The organism is Actinokineospora sp. UTMC 2448 (assembly GCF_024760565.1).
Classification (GTDB): domain Bacteria; phylum Actinomycetota; class Actinomycetes; order Mycobacteriales; family Pseudonocardiaceae; genus Actinokineospora; species Actinokineospora fastidiosa.
Window position 1 is genome coordinate 3,862,681 of sequence record NZ_CP031087.1, and the last position, 17,294, is coordinate 3,879,974.

General features: G+C 74.1%; 18 protein-coding genes. 10 read left to right on the plus strand and 8 right to left on the minus strand.

Annotated elements, in window-relative coordinates; translation table 11 throughout:
- The first annotated feature begins 273 nt into the window (after positions 1–273).
- Entirely contained in the window at positions 274–615 is a 342-nt protein-coding gene (locus tag Actkin_RS17510) for a hypothetical protein (protein WP_258903441.1), read from the plus strand.
- Here the strand turns inward: Actkin_RS17510 and Actkin_RS17515 are convergent, their stop codons facing one another.
- The 4 genes from Actkin_RS17515 to amcB all read right to left on the minus strand — a co-directional run bounded on the left by Actkin_RS17515 (position 616) and on the right by amcB (position 5,791).
- Complete coding sequence (locus Actkin_RS17515; RefSeq protein ID WP_258903442.1) at positions 616–4,014, minus strand: phosphodiester glycosidase family protein; 3,399 nt, start codon at positions 4,012–4,014, stop codon at positions 616–618. It lies immediately after the preceding gene.
- A gap of 175 nt (positions 4,015–4,189) precedes the next feature.
- Positions 4,190–4,480, minus strand: a complete 291-nt coding sequence (locus Actkin_RS17520) for a tail fiber domain-containing protein (RefSeq protein WP_229786862.1) — start codon at positions 4,478–4,480, stop codon at positions 4,190–4,192.
- Positions 4,477–4,680 carry a hypothetical protein gene (locus Actkin_RS17525; protein ID WP_189210606.1) on the minus strand — a complete coding sequence of 68 codons (204 nt, stop codon included), beginning with the start codon at positions 4,678–4,680 and terminating at the stop codon, positions 4,477–4,479. The genes Actkin_RS17520 and Actkin_RS17525 overlap by 4 nt, the downstream gene beginning before the upstream one ends.
- Positions 4,664–5,791 carry a cyclophane-forming radical SAM peptide maturase AmcB gene (gene amcB / locus Actkin_RS17530; protein WP_258903443.1) on the minus strand — a complete coding sequence of 376 codons (1,128 nt, stop codon included), beginning with the start codon at positions 5,789–5,791 and terminating at the stop codon, positions 4,664–4,666. Before amcB ends, Actkin_RS17525 begins: the two co-directional genes overlap by 17 nt.
- A gap of 276 nt (positions 5,792–6,067) precedes the next feature.
- Here amcB and Actkin_RS17535 point away from each other — a divergent pair, with 276 nt between their 5' ends.
- Entirely contained in the window at positions 6,068–7,054 is a 987-nt protein-coding gene (locus Actkin_RS17535) for an endo-1,4-beta-xylanase XynA (protein ID WP_189210607.1), read from the plus strand.
- Between the two features lie 51 nt (positions 7,055–7,105).
- Here Actkin_RS17535 and Actkin_RS17540 read toward each other — a convergent pair whose 3' ends face one another.
- Entirely contained in the window at positions 7,106–7,843 is a 738-nt protein-coding gene (locus Actkin_RS17540) for a maleylpyruvate isomerase family mycothiol-dependent enzyme (protein ID WP_258903444.1), read from the minus strand.
- A gap of 44 nt (positions 7,844–7,887) precedes the next feature.
- On the opposite strand from Actkin_RS17540, the gene Actkin_RS17545 reads away from it, so the two are divergent.
- The 8 genes from Actkin_RS17545 (at position 7,888) to Actkin_RS17580 (ending at position 14,514) form a co-directional block, all read left to right on the plus strand.
- On the plus strand, positions 7,888–8,793 hold the full coding sequence (locus Actkin_RS17545; protein ID WP_258903445.1) for a helix-turn-helix domain-containing protein: 906 nt from the start codon (positions 7,888–7,890) through the stop codon (positions 8,791–8,793).
- A 49-nt stretch (positions 8,794–8,842) separates the two neighbouring features.
- Entirely contained in the window at positions 8,843–9,271 is a 429-nt protein-coding gene (locus Actkin_RS17550) for an HD domain-containing protein (RefSeq protein ID WP_258903446.1), read from the plus strand.
- A gap of 1 nt (position 9,272) precedes the next feature.
- A complete protein-coding gene (locus Actkin_RS17555) occupies positions 9,273–10,415 on the plus strand; it encodes a sensor histidine kinase (protein ID WP_258903447.1) in 1,143 nt (380 codons plus the stop codon).
- Positions 10,412–11,065 (plus strand): response regulator, encoded by a 654-nt coding sequence (locus Actkin_RS17560; RefSeq protein ID WP_189210611.1) that lies wholly within the window; start codon positions 10,412–10,414, stop codon positions 11,063–11,065. The genes Actkin_RS17555 and Actkin_RS17560 overlap by 4 nt, the downstream gene beginning before the upstream one ends.
- An 83-nt stretch (positions 11,066–11,148) precedes the next feature.
- A complete protein-coding gene (locus tag Actkin_RS17565; protein ID WP_258903448.1) occupies positions 11,149–12,534 on the plus strand; it encodes a DUF8832 domain-containing protein in 1,386 nt (461 codons plus the stop codon).
- Positions 12,531–12,926 (plus strand): FixH family protein, encoded by a 396-nt coding sequence (locus Actkin_RS17570; RefSeq protein ID WP_258903449.1) that lies wholly within the window; start codon positions 12,531–12,533, stop codon positions 12,924–12,926. The genes Actkin_RS17565 and Actkin_RS17570 overlap by 4 nt, the downstream gene beginning before the upstream one ends.
- Before the next feature lie 9 nt (positions 12,927–12,935).
- A complete protein-coding gene (locus Actkin_RS17575; protein WP_258903450.1) occupies positions 12,936–14,000 on the plus strand; it encodes a hypothetical protein in 1,065 nt (354 codons plus the stop codon).
- Complete coding sequence (locus Actkin_RS17580) at positions 13,993–14,514, plus strand: hypothetical protein (RefSeq protein ID WP_189210615.1); 522 nt, start codon at positions 13,993–13,995, stop codon at positions 14,512–14,514. Before Actkin_RS17575 ends, Actkin_RS17580 begins: the two co-directional genes overlap by 8 nt.
- Here Actkin_RS17580 and Actkin_RS17585 read toward each other — a convergent pair.
- Genes Actkin_RS17585 through Actkin_RS17595 form a run of 3 tightly spaced genes read right to left on the minus strand, consistent with a single transcriptional unit; the run spans position 14,501 to position 17,294 of the window.
- The gene (locus Actkin_RS17585) at positions 14,501–15,661 is read right to left on the minus strand and encodes a cytochrome P450 family protein (RefSeq protein WP_258903451.1); all 1,161 of its coding nucleotides are present in this window, start codon (positions 15,659–15,661) and stop codon (positions 14,501–14,503) included. The two genes, Actkin_RS17580 and Actkin_RS17585, sit on opposite strands and share 14 nt — an antisense overlap.
- Complete coding sequence (locus Actkin_RS17590; protein WP_258903452.1) at positions 15,658–16,785, minus strand: MAB_1171c family putative transporter; 1,128 nt, start codon at positions 16,783–16,785, stop codon at positions 15,658–15,660. Before Actkin_RS17590 ends, Actkin_RS17585 begins: the two co-directional genes overlap by 4 nt.
- Complete coding sequence (locus Actkin_RS17595; protein WP_258903453.1) at positions 16,782–17,294, minus strand: ImmA/IrrE family metallo-endopeptidase; 513 nt, start codon at positions 17,292–17,294, stop codon at positions 16,782–16,784. The genes Actkin_RS17590 and Actkin_RS17595 overlap by 4 nt, the downstream gene beginning before the upstream one ends.

Here is a 17,294-nt window from a genome sequence, read left to right on the forward strand (position 1 = left end):
CGACGAAGGAACGTCGCTGGTTCCATCCCGGCCCACCAGGCCGACTGACCACTTCCCAAACCCCAACCCGCTCCCAGCGACCGAGGACCGTCACCGGCTCTGTCTCCAACCGGGCGGCAAGCCCCTGGGCAGCCGAGGTTCATCCTTGGCTTCACCCCGGCCGCGGAGTGGTGGCGGCCCCATCCGGTCCCCCAGCCCGGGCGGCCAGGGCATCCGTCGGGGGCGTTGTTGTGCATCCCGTGATTGGCGGGACTGGGCTGCGGGCAGTCCCGGATGGTGAAGACCATCGGGGTGGGTGTCCTGGCCGCCGTGGCGGCGGGGGTGGGGTTCTACGCCGCGTTCGCGACCACCGTGTGGGTCGGGGGGCTCGACGCCGCCGATGTGGTGCCGCCTGCCAGTCTCGCCGCTGCGGGACTGGGGGCGGGGGTGGTCGCCGCGCTGGCGTGGCCTCGGGGCGTCCCCGGAACGGTGGGGCTCGTCGTCGGGCCTGCCGGTGTCGGGGCGGTCCTGGGGGTCGTCATCGATGTGATGAGGTCGGGGCTTGTCTGGGGGGTGGTCGGCGGGGCGGTCATCGTTGTCGGGACTGTGGCGGCGGCTCGGATGACCGCCCGGTGATCACGCCGCCATGCGCTGGGCTATCTGGATCGTCGTCTGCTGGGTCACGCCGTTGACCGTCACCGCGATCACGACCGTCGACGGGCGGAGGCCGGTGACGGTGCCGGTGGTCGGGTCGAGGTGGGCGGTGTGCCAGGGGCGGAGGTCGCGGCGGTGGCCGATGTGCAGGTTCGGGGACCCCGACCAGTCATGCGCCACCGGGTACGCCACCGGAACACTCCGGGAGCCCTGGACGACAACCGCATCGACCGGTGCTGACTGCCCCTCCCCCACCACAGTCGGCGCGCGCAGGGTCAGCGAGTCGACGTGCGGCCGCATCTCCGCCAGCAGCCACGGCGGACGGGGCCGGTGCGGCCACGCCCGGTCGGGGGCCGCCGGGTCGACGCCGACAAGGGTCCAGCCGGTGAAGCCGCCAGCGCCCGCGTCCCCGGACGGCGCCTTGCCGCTGTTTCCGTTGATCAGGTACGGCACCCCGTCGACCCGGGAGGCGTGGAAGACGCCGACGTGCGCGCCGATGAAGGCCGCGCCCTTGCCCGTGTCGCGGCGGAAGTCGGCGAGCCAGCGTTCGACCATGGCCGCCTCGCGGCGGTCGGACAGCTGGCTGCCCTTGGTCGGCGTCGGGTCCCGGGGCGGGTGGTGGTGCAGGACGACCACCGAGTGGACCGGGTCGGCGGCCGCGCGGTCCAGCGCCTGCCGCAGCAGGACGGCCTGGTCGAAGCCGCCGCCGCGGAGCGTGCCGGTCGAGGAGTCCAGCAGGACGAAGCGGGTCCCCTTGTGGTCGAACGCCCGATGGGTCGCGCCGAACTCGCGGGCGAAGTTGTCGATCGTGCCCGGGCCCATGATCTCGTGGTTGCCCGGAACGTAGTACCAGGGCAGCTCGTCGCCGAGTTCCTCGGTGAGGACGCGGCGGGCGAGCGCGAGGTCGGCGGGCGCGGCCTCGTCGACGAAGTCGCCGTTGACGACCAGGAAGTCCGGCCGCTGGGCCTTGATCTCGCGCAGCGTGCGCCGGGCGGCGCGGACGAGGTCGCTGTCGGGGTTCCGGGCGACGAACTGCGCGTCGGACATGACCGCGAACCGCCACTGCTTCCCCGCGACCGTGCCGTCCTGGACGACCATGGGGTCGGTGACCGCCGGGTCCTCGGGGATCGCGACCGGCGGCGGCACCTTCGCCACGAAGTCGTCGATCAGCACCTCGCCCGTGTACTGCCGGTCCGCCTTGGTCTCGATCGTGTAGAACCTGTTCACCTTCAGCGGAAACGCCATGCCCGCAGGCACGGGAATCTCCATGTACTTCCATCCCGTCCATGTGATGTACGGGCCGTACAGCGAGCGGGTAGCGCCTTGGCCGTCGGTGACGGTGAACGCCGTCCACTCCCCCTTGCCGTGCCCGTACACCCACGCGCCCAGGGCGAGCGGCTGGCCCTCGATCGTGATCGGCCGCGGCGGGATGGCATACGCGGTGCGGGTCCCGGTGGACTTGGTGAAGTCGTAGGTCAGCCGCAGACCGGGACCGGTCCGCCCGTCGGCGGGCGCCACCGAGCCGGTGCCGCGGGCCGAGCCGAACGTCCACGACGCGGCGTCGTCGAACGCGGCGAAGGTCTGCGCCCGCAGGCCGACGGTCACCGCGACCCGGGTCACCCGCTCGCCGACCCTGGCGGTGATCACGCCCGAGCCTTCCGCGCCCACCGCCCTGACCTGCAGGCCGCCGTCGGCCACCGGGGTCACCTCCAGCAGCCCCCTGTCGTAGTCCAGCTCCACATCGGACGGTTCGATCGGCGCGGTCGAGCCGGTGTCGTCGTAGCCGACCACGCCGAACGTCGCCGTGTCGTCCTGGCCGACCAGGCTCAGCCGCGTCGCGGTCGGGGTGACGCGGGTGAGCGGGCCGAGCACGGTCAGGGCGATCCGGCCGGTCACCCCGCCCCGGCGGACGGTCACCTCGGCCGTCCCGGTGCGCTGCGCGTGGAAGACGCCGTCGGCGTCGACCCGGCCGTGCGGGCCGCGCACGTGCCACGACCTCGGCCCGGGCCGCGCGGGGCCGTACGTCTCGTCGTACCCGTTGGCGACGAGCCTGCGGGTCAGGCCGGGGAACACCCGATCCGGGTGCCCGCCGGGCACGGTGTCGGCGCCCGGCGCCCTGGCGGGCTCGATCGCCGTGCGCACCCAGAACCCGGTCAGCTCCCCGCTGCCCGCGGGCGCGAACAGCGCCAGGCCGTTCGGCACCAGGCGCTCCGCGCCGTCGGACGGCTGGTTCTCCACCCGGACCCCCTCGGCGCCGGGCTCCCGGGCGACCATCGTCGACGAGCCGCCGCCGTCGAGGTTGAGGGCGTTGTGCGCGCCCATCTCCTTCAGCATCGACGCGACATCACGCAGGTTGAGGCCGAGCATGTACGGGCCCTGCCTGCCGTCCACGGTCAGCAGGAACATCTTGGTTCCGTCGTGCGAGAACCCGACCGCGGTCCGCGGGTGCAGCGGGTCCGGCGGGGCCACGATCTCCCCGTCCCTGATCAGCAGCTGGTTGCCGCCGATGGCGGTGCGCGGCACGCTCCCGTCGCTCGTGCGCGAGGTGTACGACACCCGCGCGCGGTCACCGACGACCAGGGCCGCCAGCGTGTCCGCGCCCGCGTCCCGCCCGAGCAGGACGTACCCGTCCGCCGGAATCGGGTCCGCGCCCGCGCCCGCGCGGACCTCGGCCACGACGTCGCCGCGCACCACCACCTCGGTGACCCGCGCCGCGCCGCGGACGGCCCTCGCCCGCGAGTACTCCCCCCACATCGGGTTGAACACGCCGATGCCGTTCACGTCGATGTGCGAGGCGTTGAGCTGGGTGAGCGGGATCGTGCCGTCGCCGGTGGCCACCGCGCCCTCGAAGAAGACCTCCATGACCCGGCCGATCCCGGCCGCGTCCACGCCGACCGCGCGGTGGTGGCCCCGGTTCGGGGACTTGACCAGCTCGCCGTCGCGGATGCCCACGCCCTCGGGGGCGTTGGAGTTGTTGATGTCGAAGAAGTCGCCGTTGACCGCGGCCACCGCACGGCCCGCGTCGGCCTGGGCGGACAGCGGCGCGGCGGCGGAGACCCGGCCGGGGTCGAGGTAGCCGACGGTCGTGCCCGCCGTCAGGTCGGCGGTGAGCACATCCCCGCGCACCCACCCGCCCGCGTCGCCGGGCTCGTACCAGTCGAAGGAGTCCAGCGTGACCCCGGGCGCGACCGGGCGTGACGTGCGGGCGGTCTCGATCCGCCGCCCCGGGTCGACCGCCGCGGTGGACGCGGCCGCGACCCCCGGCAGGTCGTGCACCACCGGCGGCGCGGGCCGCGCCTCCGCGACGGCGGCGGGCGCGGGCACCCACCCGGCCAGCGCGACCACCAGACCGACCGACCACCCACGGGCACGTAACGGCACGGCGACTCCCCACGACGTCCATATCCAACGGACTGTGACGCTATCGGGTGAGTGAGTTGCGAAGACACCGCTGACAGGTGCACATCGGCCGACGTCGGCGTGAACCGCGGCGGCCGGAACGCCGCGTGGCGCCGACCCCCGGATCGGGATCGGCGCCACGCGGGTTCACCCGGGGTTACGGGTTGTCGAGCTGCCGCTGGAGCTCATCGACGCGTTTGCCCAGCGCCTGCACGGCGGTGAGGAGCACGCCGATGGCGTCGACCAGCGGGATGGTGCGCCCGTCCGCGCTGAGGCCGAACACCTGCTGCCAGTCCTGCGCCATGGGACCGAGGTGCCGGACGTCCTCGGCCTCCCACTGGTAGCGCCAGGTGCTTATCGGCAGGTCGGCGAGCTTGTCCAGGATCTGGTGGCCGTTGACCGGTTCGGGCGCGACCACGTCGGGGTCGGCCGTGGCGTCGATGGTCACCGGGTCCAGACCACCTCGACCACGTCGCGCTTGATCGTGCGGTCGCTGAGGCCGCCGAGGATGCTGTTGAGGACGCCGCCCAGGCTGCCGATGGCGAGGCTGGCGGTGTCCTGGCACTCGGCCGCCCGGGCCGTGGGGGCCGCGAGGCGCTCGGCGTTGGCGTGGATGCGCTGGCGCAGAGCGTCAACTGTGTTCTGCATGGCTGAGGATCCCTTCCATCAGGTTGATCTTGCTGGTCCGGCAGTAGGTGGTCTCGGTGCTGTCGAACCTGCCGGTCTCGAAATACTTGTTGGCCACCTGCCCGCCGCGGCAGTACGCGTAGTACGCGCAGGAGTCCCGGCACGCGCTCGCGCCCGCGATGGCCTCGGCGACCCACGGGACGCGCGGGGCCTGGGCCACCAGCTCGGTCAGCTGGGTGCGCAGGACGTTGCCGGTGGCGAAGGCGCCGTGCCGGGGGTGGGTGAACCCGGCCAGCTCGGGGCCGATCGGCACGACGTCGCCGTCCCAGGTCACCATCGGATACGACGGCAGGGGCCGGTTCGCGCGCGCGTCGGCCACGCCCGCCAGCTCGGCCCGGAGGTAGCTGTAGGCCTGGTCGAGTTCGCGGACCCGGATATGCGGATCGGCCTGCCAGCAGGCGGCCAGCTCCCGCCAGAACGCGGTCACCTCGGCGCTGGCCCCCTGCCCGGGGACGTCGTTGACGCCCTTCTGCTCGGCCAGGTTGACGCCCAGGCCCACGCAGCCCAGCTCGCAGGCGAACCGGTAGAGCTCCCGGGCCGCCGCGGGGGTCGCCTCGGCGACGACGGCGATCAGGCCGAAGGGGATCCGGTGCTCGCGCAACCGGTCCACGCCGCGCAGCGTGCGGTCGGTGCTGGCCTGCCCGGCCCAGTCGGCCCTGGCGGCGTTGGCCTCCCCGACGCCGTCGATGCTGACGGTGACCGCGACCGGCCACGAGGCGAACAGCTCGCACCACTGGTCGTCGATCAGCGTGCCGTTGGTCTGCACGGAGTGCGTGACCGGGTGCTCGTCGCCGGGCGCGAACCGCTCCAGCAGCCCGCGGAAGTATGGCGCGCCCACGGCCAGCGGCTCGCCGCCGTGCCACACCACCGACACAGGGTGGAAGCGGGACCACGTGCGCACGCTCGCGGCGACCGAGTCCGCCACCGCCGTCGACATCCGCCGCGCCACCGCCCGCTCGGGGAGGTAGCAGTAGGAGCAGTCCAGATTGCACAAGGTCGTGGGCTGCATCAGCACCACCGCCGCCGAGGTCGTCAGCCGCACCGGCGGGACGTCACGCTCCGAAGTCGACAAACCCGAACCCTCCACCCGCGGACAACGTCGTGGCCATCATCGGCCCGCGCCCGGCATCCCCCCGCCGGTTCACACCATCGTGGGCGCGTCCGACCGAGCTGCGCGGACGAATGCGAAAAATTTCGGCGCGCGCGGGCCTTTTATCGAAAGAACGCATTCACGCCACGTTTTCCGAAACATAACCGAAATCATTGACCGCACAACGCCGCCACTCCGATACTGACGGGCAAAGGAATGGCGCCCGTTCCACGGCCTCAACGGGGAGGAAACACCGACATGAATGACGCCACCGCCGTCCCGACCGGCCGCAGACGCGGCGGGCTCCGGCGGCTGATCGGCCGGGCTGGCGCGGTCGCGCTGGTCGCGGCCGCCACGCTCGCGCCAGGGGTGGCCGAGGCGGCCATCACGACAAATCAGACCGGCACCAACAACGGCTACTTCTACTCCTTCTGGACAGACAGCCAGGGCACCGTTTCCATGGAACTGGGCTCGGGCGGCAATTACAGCACCTCGTGGCGCAACACGGGGAACTTCGTCGCGGGCAAGGGGTGGGCCACCGGCGGGCGCAGGTCCGTCAGCTATTCGGGCTCGTTCAACCCGTCCGGCAACGCGTATTTGACGCTGTACGGATGGACGAGAAACCCGCTCGTCGAGTACTACATCGTCGACAACTGGGGCACCTACCGGCCCACCGGCACGTACAAGGGCACCGTCACCACCGATGGCGGCACGTACGACATCTACCAGACCACCCGCTACAACGCCCCGTCCATCGAGGGCACCCGGACGTTCAACCAGTACTGGAGCGTGCGCCAGTCGAAGCGGACCGGCGGCACCATCACCTCCGGCAACCACTTCGACGCCTGGGCGCGCCACGGCATGAACCTGGGCAGCCACGACTACATGATCATGGCGACCGAGGGCTACCAGAGCAGCGGCAACTCCAACATCACCGTCGGCGGCACCGGCGGAGGCGGAGGCGGAGGCGGCGGTGGGGGCAGCTGCACCGCGACGCTGTCCGCTGGTGAGCAGTGGAGCGACCGCTACAACCTCAACGTCTCGGTGTCCGGCGCCACCAACTGGACGGTCACGATGAACGTCCCGTCGCCCGCCAAGGTCATCGCGACGTGGAACATCAGCGCCAGCTACCCGACGGCCCAGCAGTTGGTCGCCCGGCCGAACGGCAGCGGCAACAACTGGGGGGCCACCATCCAGCACAACGGCAACAGAACCTGGCCGACGGTCTCCTGCAGCGCAGGCTAGCGTCGCCCCGGAACAGCGCCGCACCGCCGTCCTGGCGGTGCGGCGCTGTCCTCATGCCGCCGTGTGGGCCAGCCAGTGGTCGGCCAGGGCGCGGTCGCCGGTGATCGTGATCCGGGAGGCGGGCAGCCGCCGGGTGAAGACCAGGAGCAGGTCGGAGATGGGCGCGGCCATGGTCACGTCCGCGGGGCCGGTGGTCCTGTCCCACTCCACGCCGTCGGGCGTGCGGGTGATCAGCCAGCCGGGGCCGGTGTCGGGGCTGAGCTGCAGGGTCTGCCCGGCGCCGCGCAGCGCGGCGAACTCCGGCTTGATGCTGGGGGTGACCGGGTTGGACAGCAGCTCGAGCCACTCGGTGACGGCGTCGGCGGCGATGTCGGGCTCCACGGCGAACGGCGCGCCCGTGGCCAGCGCCGCGTCGGCGTGGTGGATCGTGGTGTCGTGCAGCATGCGGCGCAGCCAGAACCGGGCGGGGCGCTCCCCGAAGAACGTCCACACCGGACTGTCGCCCGCCGCGGCGACGGCGTCGGCGAGTGCGGTGGCGCCGTCGCGCAGCCAGGCGGACCACTCCCCCGGCGGACCGGGGTCGGCGTCGACCGGGTCGGGGACCGGGGACGGCCCGGACCCGACGATGCCCGCCGCCCAGCGGTGCGCCTGGCCGATGTGGCCGACCAGCACCCGCAGCGGCCACTCCGGGCAGGTGGGCACCCGGGCCTGCGGGTCGGCGCCCGCCACGGCGGCGGCGAACGCGGCGGTGTGGTGGTGCAGTCCCTGAGCGAGTCGCGCGTTGTCCATGGACCTACCGTAGGAACTCCACTCGGCTGGAGGTTCAACCGACGGTGACCGGAGACACACTCGGGATCGGCGACCTGGCGCGGCGCACCGGCGTGCCCGTGCGCACGATCCGCTTCTACTGCGACGAGGGGCTGCTGGAGCCCGCGCGCAGCGTCGGCGGGCACCGCCGGTTCGGCGCGGACGCGGTCGAGCGGCTGAGCCTGGTCCGGCGGCTGCGCGGGCTCGGGCTGGGCCTGCGGTCGATCACCGACGTGCTCGCGGGCCAGCGCTCCCTCGCCGAGGCCGTCGCCGCCGAGCGCTCCGCCCTCGACCGCGAGCTGTCGGCCCTCGCCTGGCGGCGCTCGGCGCTGCGGGCGGTGGAGGAGGCGTCCCCCGCGGAGCGCCCCGCGCGACTCGAACTGCTGTCCGCCGTGCAGGACGGGCACGACGCGCACGAGGTCCTGGTCCGCCTCTGGCAGCCGATGACCACCGGCCCGATCCCGCCGGACACGGCGCGCATGTTCCTCGACGTCAGCGCGCCGCGCCCGCCCGAGCTGCCGACCCCGACGCAGGTCGTCGCCTACGCCGAACTGGTGCTGCTCGCCGCCGACCGGACGCTCGCCGCCCACCTGCGGGCCAGCACGCTCGTCGACCACGACCGGATCGCCGACCTCGCCGCCCTCCACGCCGCCGTCGCCGAGGCGTGCGAGCTGGCGTTCCCCCAGGTGGCGGCAGGCGCCCGACCACAGCCCGGTCCGGCACTCGACCGGTTCGTCACCGCCCATGCCAGCGCCCTCGGCGCCAGCGACAGCCCGGACTTCCGGCGCGCGCTGAACCGCCGCACCGCAGCCGACCGCCACCCCCGGCTCCGCCGCTACTGGCACCTCGCGGGCCAGATCACCGCGGAGCCCGCCCCGCTCGGCGTCACCCACACCTGGCTCCTCGACGCCCTGGACGACTCGGTCGCCTGAGCACGCGGAACCGTCGCTTCGCCGAGCAGGCTCGCGCTACGTTCCTGGCATGTTCACCGAAGCGGACGCCGTCCGGATCGCGCGGGAGGCGCATGACGGGCAGGTCGACAAGTCCGGCAGGCCGTACATCGGGCATCCGCTACGGGTCATGGCCGCGGTGGACGGGGAGCACGAGCGGATGGCCGCGGTGCTGCACGACGTCATCGAGGACACCCCGGTGACCGCGGACGACCTGCGGGCGGCGGGCTGTCCCGACGAGGTCGTCACGGCGGTCGTCGCGTTGAGCAAGGTCGACGGCGAGGACCAGGACGCCTACCTCGCCCGCGTCGCCGCCAATCCCTTGGCCGTCACGGTCAAGCGGGCCGACATCGCCGACAACACCGCACCCGCCCGCATGGCGGCGCTGGACCAGGCCACCCGGGCCCGGCTGGCCGCCAAGTACGCCGCCGCGCTCGCCTTCCTCGACACCCACGGCTGACGTGGACGTCAAGCGGTCGCTGACCCGGCAGTCGCTGGCCGTCGCCGGGGTCTGCGCGGTCACCGACACCGGGCTGTTCCTCACCCTGGGCCCGCCGCCGGGCTGGGAGCTCGCGCTGCTGCTCGGCTGGCTGCTCGTCGCCGACGCCGCGCTGGCCGCGCCCGCGCGGTTCTCCGGGTTCGTCACGCTGGCCCACGCCGCGCTGGTGCTCGTGTCGTGCATGGTGCTGAGCGACTTCGACGGCATGCGCGTGCCCAACAACTCCGGGCTGCTGGTGGCGGGCTTCCACGCGGGCGCGTGGCTGCGGCCGGTGCAGGCCGGGCTCGCCCTGCTCGCGGTGATCGGCGCGCTGCTGGCCAGCGTGGCGGTCGCGGGCCGCTACGACGGCGACTGGCGGGTGGTGCTGTTCGCGGGCGTCATCCCCAACGCGGTGCTGCCCTGGCTCGTCGGCCGGTACACCACCGCCCGCCGCGCGTACCTGGCCGAACTGGAGGCCGAGGCGGAACAGCGCAGGCGCGACGAGCGGGTGGCGGTCCAGCGCGCGGTCGCCGAGGAGCGCAGCGCGGTCGCCCGCGACCTGCACGACATGATCTCCCACCACGTCAGCGCGATCAGCATGCACGCGGGCGCGGCCCGGCTCGGCGTCGCCGACGACGGGCCGGTGCGCCGGTCGCTGGCCGAGGTGGAGTCGGCGAGCCGGTCGGCGATGGCGGACCTGCGGCGGATGCTGGACCTGCTGCACGGCCACGACCCCGGCCCGCGCAACCAGCCGGGCCTGTCCACCGTCGACGAGCTGATCGACGGCGTGCGTGCCGCCGGGCTGCCGGTGCGGCTGACCGTGCGCGGGACGCCGGTGACGGTGCCCGGGTCCCTGGACATCGCGCTATACCGGATCGTGCAGGAGGCTCTGACGAACGCGCTGCGGCACGGGGGTGGTCAGGTGGAGGTCGACGTGGCGTACCGGCCGGAGGGGCTGACGGTGGCCGTGGTCAACGACATCGGGGCCGCCCCGCAGCGCACCGCGTCCCGGCTGGGGCTGCGGGGCATCCGCGAGCGGGTGGCGGTGTTCGGCGGCGACGTCTCCTACGGCCCCGACGGCGGCCGGTGGCGGACCGTGGTCAGCATCCCGCTGGAGCACCCGTGACCGTGCGCGTGCTGCTGGCCGACGACCACGCCATGTTCCGCTCCGGCGTGCGCGCGGTGCTGGACACCCAGCCGGACCTGGAGTGCGTCGCCGAGGTCGGCGACGGCGACGCGGCGGTGGCCGAGGTGGCCCGGCTGCGGCCGGACGTGGCGCTGCTCGACGTGCGCATGCCCCGCCTCGACGGCATCGCCGCCACCGAGGCGATCATGACCGCGGGCGCGGGCACCCGCGTGCTCGTGCTGACCACCTACGACCTCGACGACTACGTCTACGCGGCGCTGCGGGCGGGCGCGAGCGGGTTCCTGCTCAAGGGCACGCCGCCGGAGGAGCTGGTCGCCGCCATCCGGGTCGCCGCGCGCGGCGACGCGCTCATCGACCCGGCGGTGACGCGCAGGCTGATCAGCCGGTTCACCGAGTGCGTCCGGCCGTCGGCCCCGCCGCCGGGGCTGGAGCGGCTGACCTCCCGCGAGCGCGAGGTCCTGCTGCACATCGCCGAGGCGCGCAGCAACGCCGAGATCGCGTCGGCCCTGCGCGTCGGCGAGGAGACGGTGAAGACGCACGTGTCCCGGGTGCTGTCCAAGCTCGGGCTGCGCGACCGCGTGCACGCCGTGGCGTATGCCCATCGGCACGGGCTTGTGGGCCGCCCGTAGGGGCCCCCGTCCCCCGGATTGGGGATGCCTGGTCCCCCGCCGTCCGGACGATCCGCGCGGGAAAGATCACTACCGTGGTCGGCATGGGGGTCAGGAAGGTCTTCGTCGTGCTGGCCGCGCTCGTCGCCGCGGTGGTCGGCGCGGGTCCGGCGCTGGCCGACGGCGCGCCCTCGGCCGCCGACCTGCACGTGGCGCAGACCCTGGGCGAGCGCGAGCTGACCGTGGTGATCCGGCGGGCGGAGCCGGTGCCGGGCCCGCTGCGGGTGGAGGTCGTCACGCACGCGGGCACCGCGCCCGGGACGCTCGTGCTGCGCGCCGCGGCGACGGGCGCGTCCACCTCGGACGAGCCGAGCACGCCGAGCGAGGCGACGCTGGCGCTCGGCGAGCGGCCCGGGCCCTACGCCGCGACGCTGCGGGTGGACCGGACCGGACCGTGGGAGCTGGCGGTCGACGACGGCGAGCGCGTGGCGCGCATCCCGTTCATCGTGCCCGAGCGGGTCGTCTCCGCCTGGGAGAAGGCCGCGTACGGCGGGTTCGTCGGCGCGGGGCTGTTCATGCTGGTCACGGTGGTGGTCGCGGTGCGCGTCCGGCGCGGCTGGGTGGCGCTGGCGCCCGCCGGGGCGGTGGTGGCCGCCCTCGCCGTGGGCATGACGGCGGCGCTGCTCTCGGCGAGCCTCCCGCCGCCCGTGCCGCCCGGCGTGCTGACCGACCCGACCGGCGGCGCGCCGGAAGCCCGCCTCTCCACAGTGGACTACTCGCGCCCGCCGGTGAACCTGCTGGTGCGCGCCGACGGCGACGGTGTCGGCCGCCCGCTGGACCTGCGCATCGGCCTCACCGACACCGGGAGCGGCCGACCGGCCGACGACCTGCTGGTCCGCGACAACGCCCTGATCCACCTGGTCGTCGTGGGGCCGACCGGCGGACTGTGGCACCTGCACCCGATCCGCACCGCCCCCGGCGAGTACACGGCCCGCCTGACGCCGCCCGCGCCGGGCGAGTACGCCCTCGCGGCCGAGCTGTCGCGCCGCGGCGGCGGGGTCCAGCTGCTGCGCTCGGAGTTCACCGTCGGGGCCCCGGGAACCGACTATCGACCGGCGCCGGGTCCCGGTCCCCGGGATATCGAGGGCACCCCGGTGACGGTGGACGTCTCCGGCCTCACCACGCAGGCCGCGAGCGCGGTCACCGCGCGGTTCGGCGACACCGCGGACCTGCAACCGTGGCTGGGCATGGCGGGCCACCTGATCATCGTCGGGCCGCTGTCGACCTCCGCGGCCGACGCGCCGGTCTGGGCCCACGTGCACGCGATGATCCCGGCGTCGCTGGGCAGGCCGGACGAGACCGTGGCGGCCTTCGGGCCGGAGGTGTCGTTCGCGTACCGGTTCCCGCTGCCCGGCCGCTACCGGCTGTGGGTGCAGGCCGAACGCGACTACCGCGTGCTGACGGTCCCGGTCGAGGTGGTCGTGCGATGAAGATCGTGGCGCTGGTCGCAGGCGTGTTCGCCGTCGTCCTGCTCGGCTGGCTGGTGTGGCCGACCGACGACGAGCCGACGGTGCTGCACGCGCGGACCGCGCACCACGTCGTGCGGCTGTCCATGGCCGAGCCGAGGATCGGCGCGAACGAGGTGCGGCTGGAGATCACCGACGGGCAGGGGCGGCCCGCCGACCTGCGCGAGGTCACCGTGGAGCCCGTCATGCCGCAGATGGGCCACATCACCGCCCCGGTGCCCGCCCGCCCGGGCGCGGACGGCCGCCGGGTGGCCGAACTGCCGCTGAACATGGGCGGGCAGTGGGTCATCACCGTCACCCTGCACGGCCCGGCGGGGTCCGAGAACGTCGACTTCCCCTTGCTCGTCAACGGATAGAGGACTGCCATGCAACTCACCGCTTCGCGGTCGGACACCGCGCGGGGCGCGCTGCCCGCCGCCGTGCTGATGGGCGCGTCCCTGTTGTCGCTGGTCGGCGCCACCTGGGACATCCAGTGGCACGAGGACGTCGGCCCGGACACCTTCTTCACCGTGCCGCACCTGCTGCTGTACGCGGGCGCGGCGATCGCCGGGCTGGTCAGCCTCGCCGTCGTGCTGAGCACGACCGCCGCGCAGCGCGCGGGCCGCCCGATCGACCCGGCGGTCGGCGGCAGGCCCGTCCGGATCTTCGGCGGGATCTTCACCGCGCCGGTCGGCTACGTCGTCTCGGGCACCGGGGCCGCGCTGTTCCTGCTCTACGGGCTGTGGGACCTGTGGTGGCACAGCCTGTACGGCTTCGACGCGGTCATCGACTCCCCGCCGCACATCGGCCTGCTGCTGTCGGACATGATCACCTCGATCGGCCTGGTCATCGTCCTGGCCGCGGGCCGGGCCAACCGGTGGCTGGCCTGGGGAACGCTGGCCGCCGTGGCCATGCTGTTCACCTCCAGCACGATCACCGTCCTCGGCCTCGGCCAGCTGCCCGGGCCGGTCCGCTGGACGAACGCGGGCACGGCGTTCCTCGCGGTGCTGCTGCTCTCGCTGGCGTGGGGGTTCCTCGGCCGCAAGGGGGTGCTGGGCGCGGCGGGCATCGTGCTGGCGCTGCAGCTGGCGTTCTGGTGGTTCGCGCCGTGGGCGGCCCGCGCGTACGCCGACGCGGTCGGGCTGTCGGTGCGCGACTACCTCGACGGCGTCCCCGTCACCCCGGCGCTCGTGCCGTTCTGCCTGGTGCCGGTCGCCGCGCTGATGGCGGCGCTGTCGCGGGTCCCGGTGCTCGCGGGCGGGATCGCGGGAGTGGTCATCGTGGTCTGCGCGCCGCTGCAGGTGATGTGGCTCTACGACGCGCCCGGCCCCGATCCCACGCGGCTCATCGCGACCTGCGTCGCGGGGGCGCTGCTCGGCCTGCTCGGCGGATACCTGGGCGCGCGCTTCGGCGCGATGCTCCGGCTGACTTCTGGAGTGCGTGATGCGTAAGGCGATCGTGGCCCTGCTGGCCGTCTGCGGGTTGCTCGTCGGGTCCGGCACCGCGCTGGCCTACCCGCCGGTGGAGACCGTGCACACCGAGCAGGTGCAGGCCGGGCCGTACCGGATGACCGTGGGGTTCAGCGTGTGGCCGCTGCGGGCGATGCAGTCGCTGGACTTCAGCTTCGTGCCCGACGGCGGGATCGCGGGCAAGTCGGGGACGCTCGCGCTGGTCACGCCGGACGGCGGCGAGTACCGCCCGCGGCCGCTGGCCCGGCACCCGCGCGCCCGGGAGGTGTGGGGCCTGGACGTGTTCGCCCTGGACGCGGAGGGCACGTGGACGTTCCGGTTCACCGTGGACGGTCCTGCCGGTCAGGGCCAGGGCGAGATCGCGCTGCCCGTGCTGGAGCAGCCCGGCCCGCCGATGGCCCTGAGCTGGGCGATCAGCGTCATCCCGCTCATCGGGCTGGTGACGTTCCTGGTCGTGGCCTGGCGCCGGGCCAAGGGCGAGCTCACCCGAGCGTGACGGGCAGCTCGACCAGGCCGCGGTTGCGGAACGACGGCAGCGCGCGCAGGTCGCCTGCCGGGACCGCCAGCGCGCACCCGCGCTCCAGCAGCGCCGCCACCGCGATCGCGGCCTCCACCTGGCTCAGCCGGGAGCCGAAGCTGCGGTGCACGCCGTGCCCGTAGCTCAGGTGCGGGTTCGGGTCGCGGTCCAGCCGCAGCGCCTCCGGCTCGGCGAACACGGTCTCGTCGTGGTTGGCCGAGGCGATGCCGAGCAGGACGGTCTCGCCTGCCGGGACGGCGACGCCGCCCACCTCGATGTCGCACACGGGGAAGCGGCGGATGGCGAACTGCAGCGGCTGGTCGTAGCGGGTCAGCTCCTCGACGGCCGTGGGCAGGTCGGTGACCGGCTGGTCGTGGGTCAGCAGGGCGCGCATGCCGTTGCCGATGAGGTTGACCAGGTTCTCGTACCCGGCCCACAGGGTCAGGAACGCCATCGAGACCAGTTCCGCCTCGCTGAGCCGGTCGTCGTCGTCCCGGGCGGCGATCAGGGCGGACAGCAGGTCGTCCTCCGGGGCGGCGCGCTTGGCGGCGATGAGGTCGACCAGGTAGCCGTGCATGCCCGCCACGGCGTCGCGGGCGGCGGTCGGCGGCTGGCCCGGCGACGGCGTGAGCAGCGTGCGGGTCCACTCGCGGAAGCGGGCGCGGTCCCGACGCGGCACGCCCAGCAGGTCGCCGATCACCCGCAGCGGCAGCGGGGCGGCGAAGGCCGCGATCAGGTCGACGGGCTCACCGGTCGGGCAGGCGTCGAGGAGTTCGGCAGCGGCCGAGGTGATGGCCGGGGCCATGGCCTCGACCCTGGCCGGGGTGAACTCGCGGGCGATCAGCGCGCGCAGCCGGGTGTGGTCGGGCGGGTCGAGGTTGAGCAGGTTGGCGTCCAGCGCGGGCGGCAGGGCGAAGCCGCGGTAGCCGTCGCCCGCGTTGGCCCGGTTCAGCGACAGGCGCGGATCGGCCAGGCAGGCGCGGACATCGGCGTGACGGGTGACCAGCCAGGCCTTCGATCCGTCCGGTGTGGACACATGGTGCACGCCGCCGTCGGCGCGCAGCCGGGCGTAGGTGGGATACGGGTCGGCGTAGAAGGTCTCGTCGAATGTCGGGACGGGCGTCACCGGTGCTCCAGGGTCGAGAAGGCGCGGGAGACCCGCACCAGCCAGTCGGTCTCCGCGTCGGCGGGCGGGGTGGCGGGCACGGGGTTGGTGGCCGCCGACTCGGCAGCGCCCACGCTCGCGCGCGAGAGCGCGGCGGCGATGGCGGCGGCCTCGACGTGCGCGCGCAGGTCGTCACCGGAGAGCCCCGGGGGCGCGACCACGGCGTCGGGGTCCTGGTACGGGCGCAGCCAGCGCCTGCCGTCGAGGATCTCCACCACCCGGCGGTGCAGGCGGAAGTCCAGGTCCCGCACGGCGGTGCGGCCCGCCTCCGGGTCCAGGGCCAGGTCGGGGTTGGCCGCGCGCAGCGCGGACCAGAGCGGGTAGAGGTCGCGGTAGGCGCGGTAGTCGCGCAGCCAGTGGCGCAGGGCACGCACCTGCGGTCCCCAGCCCGGGACGCTGAAGCCGATCAGGGTGAGGATGCCGCCGCCGCCCGCGCCGAGCCGGGCGACCACCTCCCAGTCCGCCGGGTCGAGCCCGAGCGGCCCGGCGAGCACGTCGGCGTAGCGGGCCACGACGTACACCAGGCCGCCGACCGCGCCCACCGCCGCCAGCCGCAGGCCGCGGCTGAGCCACCGGCCCTCGACCGCCCGCGCGTACCGCAGACAGCGCACGACCAGGAGGTACTGGGCGACGGCGAAAGCGGTCACGTACAGCAGCAGGTAGAGGGCGTAGCGCCAGTTGCCCGCGTACCGGATGACCGCGGTCGTCGTGTCCTCCGTGCTGAGGTCTGCCGCGGCGAACAGGCCAGCCATCACCGCGAAGAGGCCGATGAACGCGTACGTCTGGCCGCGGACGCGGGGCCGGGCCTCCTCCGCCGAGCGCTCCCAGTAGGTGAGCGCGGCGAGCTGGCTGGCGGCCACCCCGATGACCGCGCCCTGCGACAGCAGCAGCGCGAGGTTCGGCACGCCGCTGACCCGGCTGACCAGCGCCCACACCCTCGGGTCGCTGATGGTGAACGTCAGGCCCATGAACAGGTAGAACAGCGACACCGCCGCGGCGGCCGGTCCCCTGCCCCTGCCGAGCACCTTGAACAGCAGGCTCACCCAGGCGATCCCCGCGCAGAGCGGGTAGAGCACGGCGTTCACCGCGGCTCGCGGTGCGCGGAGTGGTTGAGCGAGTCGGCGATGCGCGCGGCCACGTCGTCGGCGTCGACCGACGGCGCGCGCAGGATCTCGGCCAGCAGGTAGGCCATGACCTCGGCCTGCTGCTCCTGCTCGTCGCTGTAGGTCGTGCGGGCGAGCATGGCGCGGACCAGGTCGGGGTCGAGGTCGGGGAACAGGTCGGGGACCGGGTCGCCGCCGCCGGTGTGGCCGCAGATGAGGTGCCCGATCTCGTGCAGGATGATGTGCTCCTGGTGGGCGCGGCCGGTGTCGGCGTCGTAGAAGACGTAGTCCTCGTCGCGTGTGGACAGCCACAGCCCGCACGGCTGCGACGCGCGCATCGACACCGGCACCACGTGCAGCGGCCTGCCCCTGGCGGCCGCGAGATGGCCGCACAGCCCGGCGAGGTCGGCGCGGGCGGGCAGCCGCAGGCCGTCGAGCAGACGTCCGCACTCCCGCCGGATCCGGCGCAGGTCGGATCGCCGCCCCGCCAC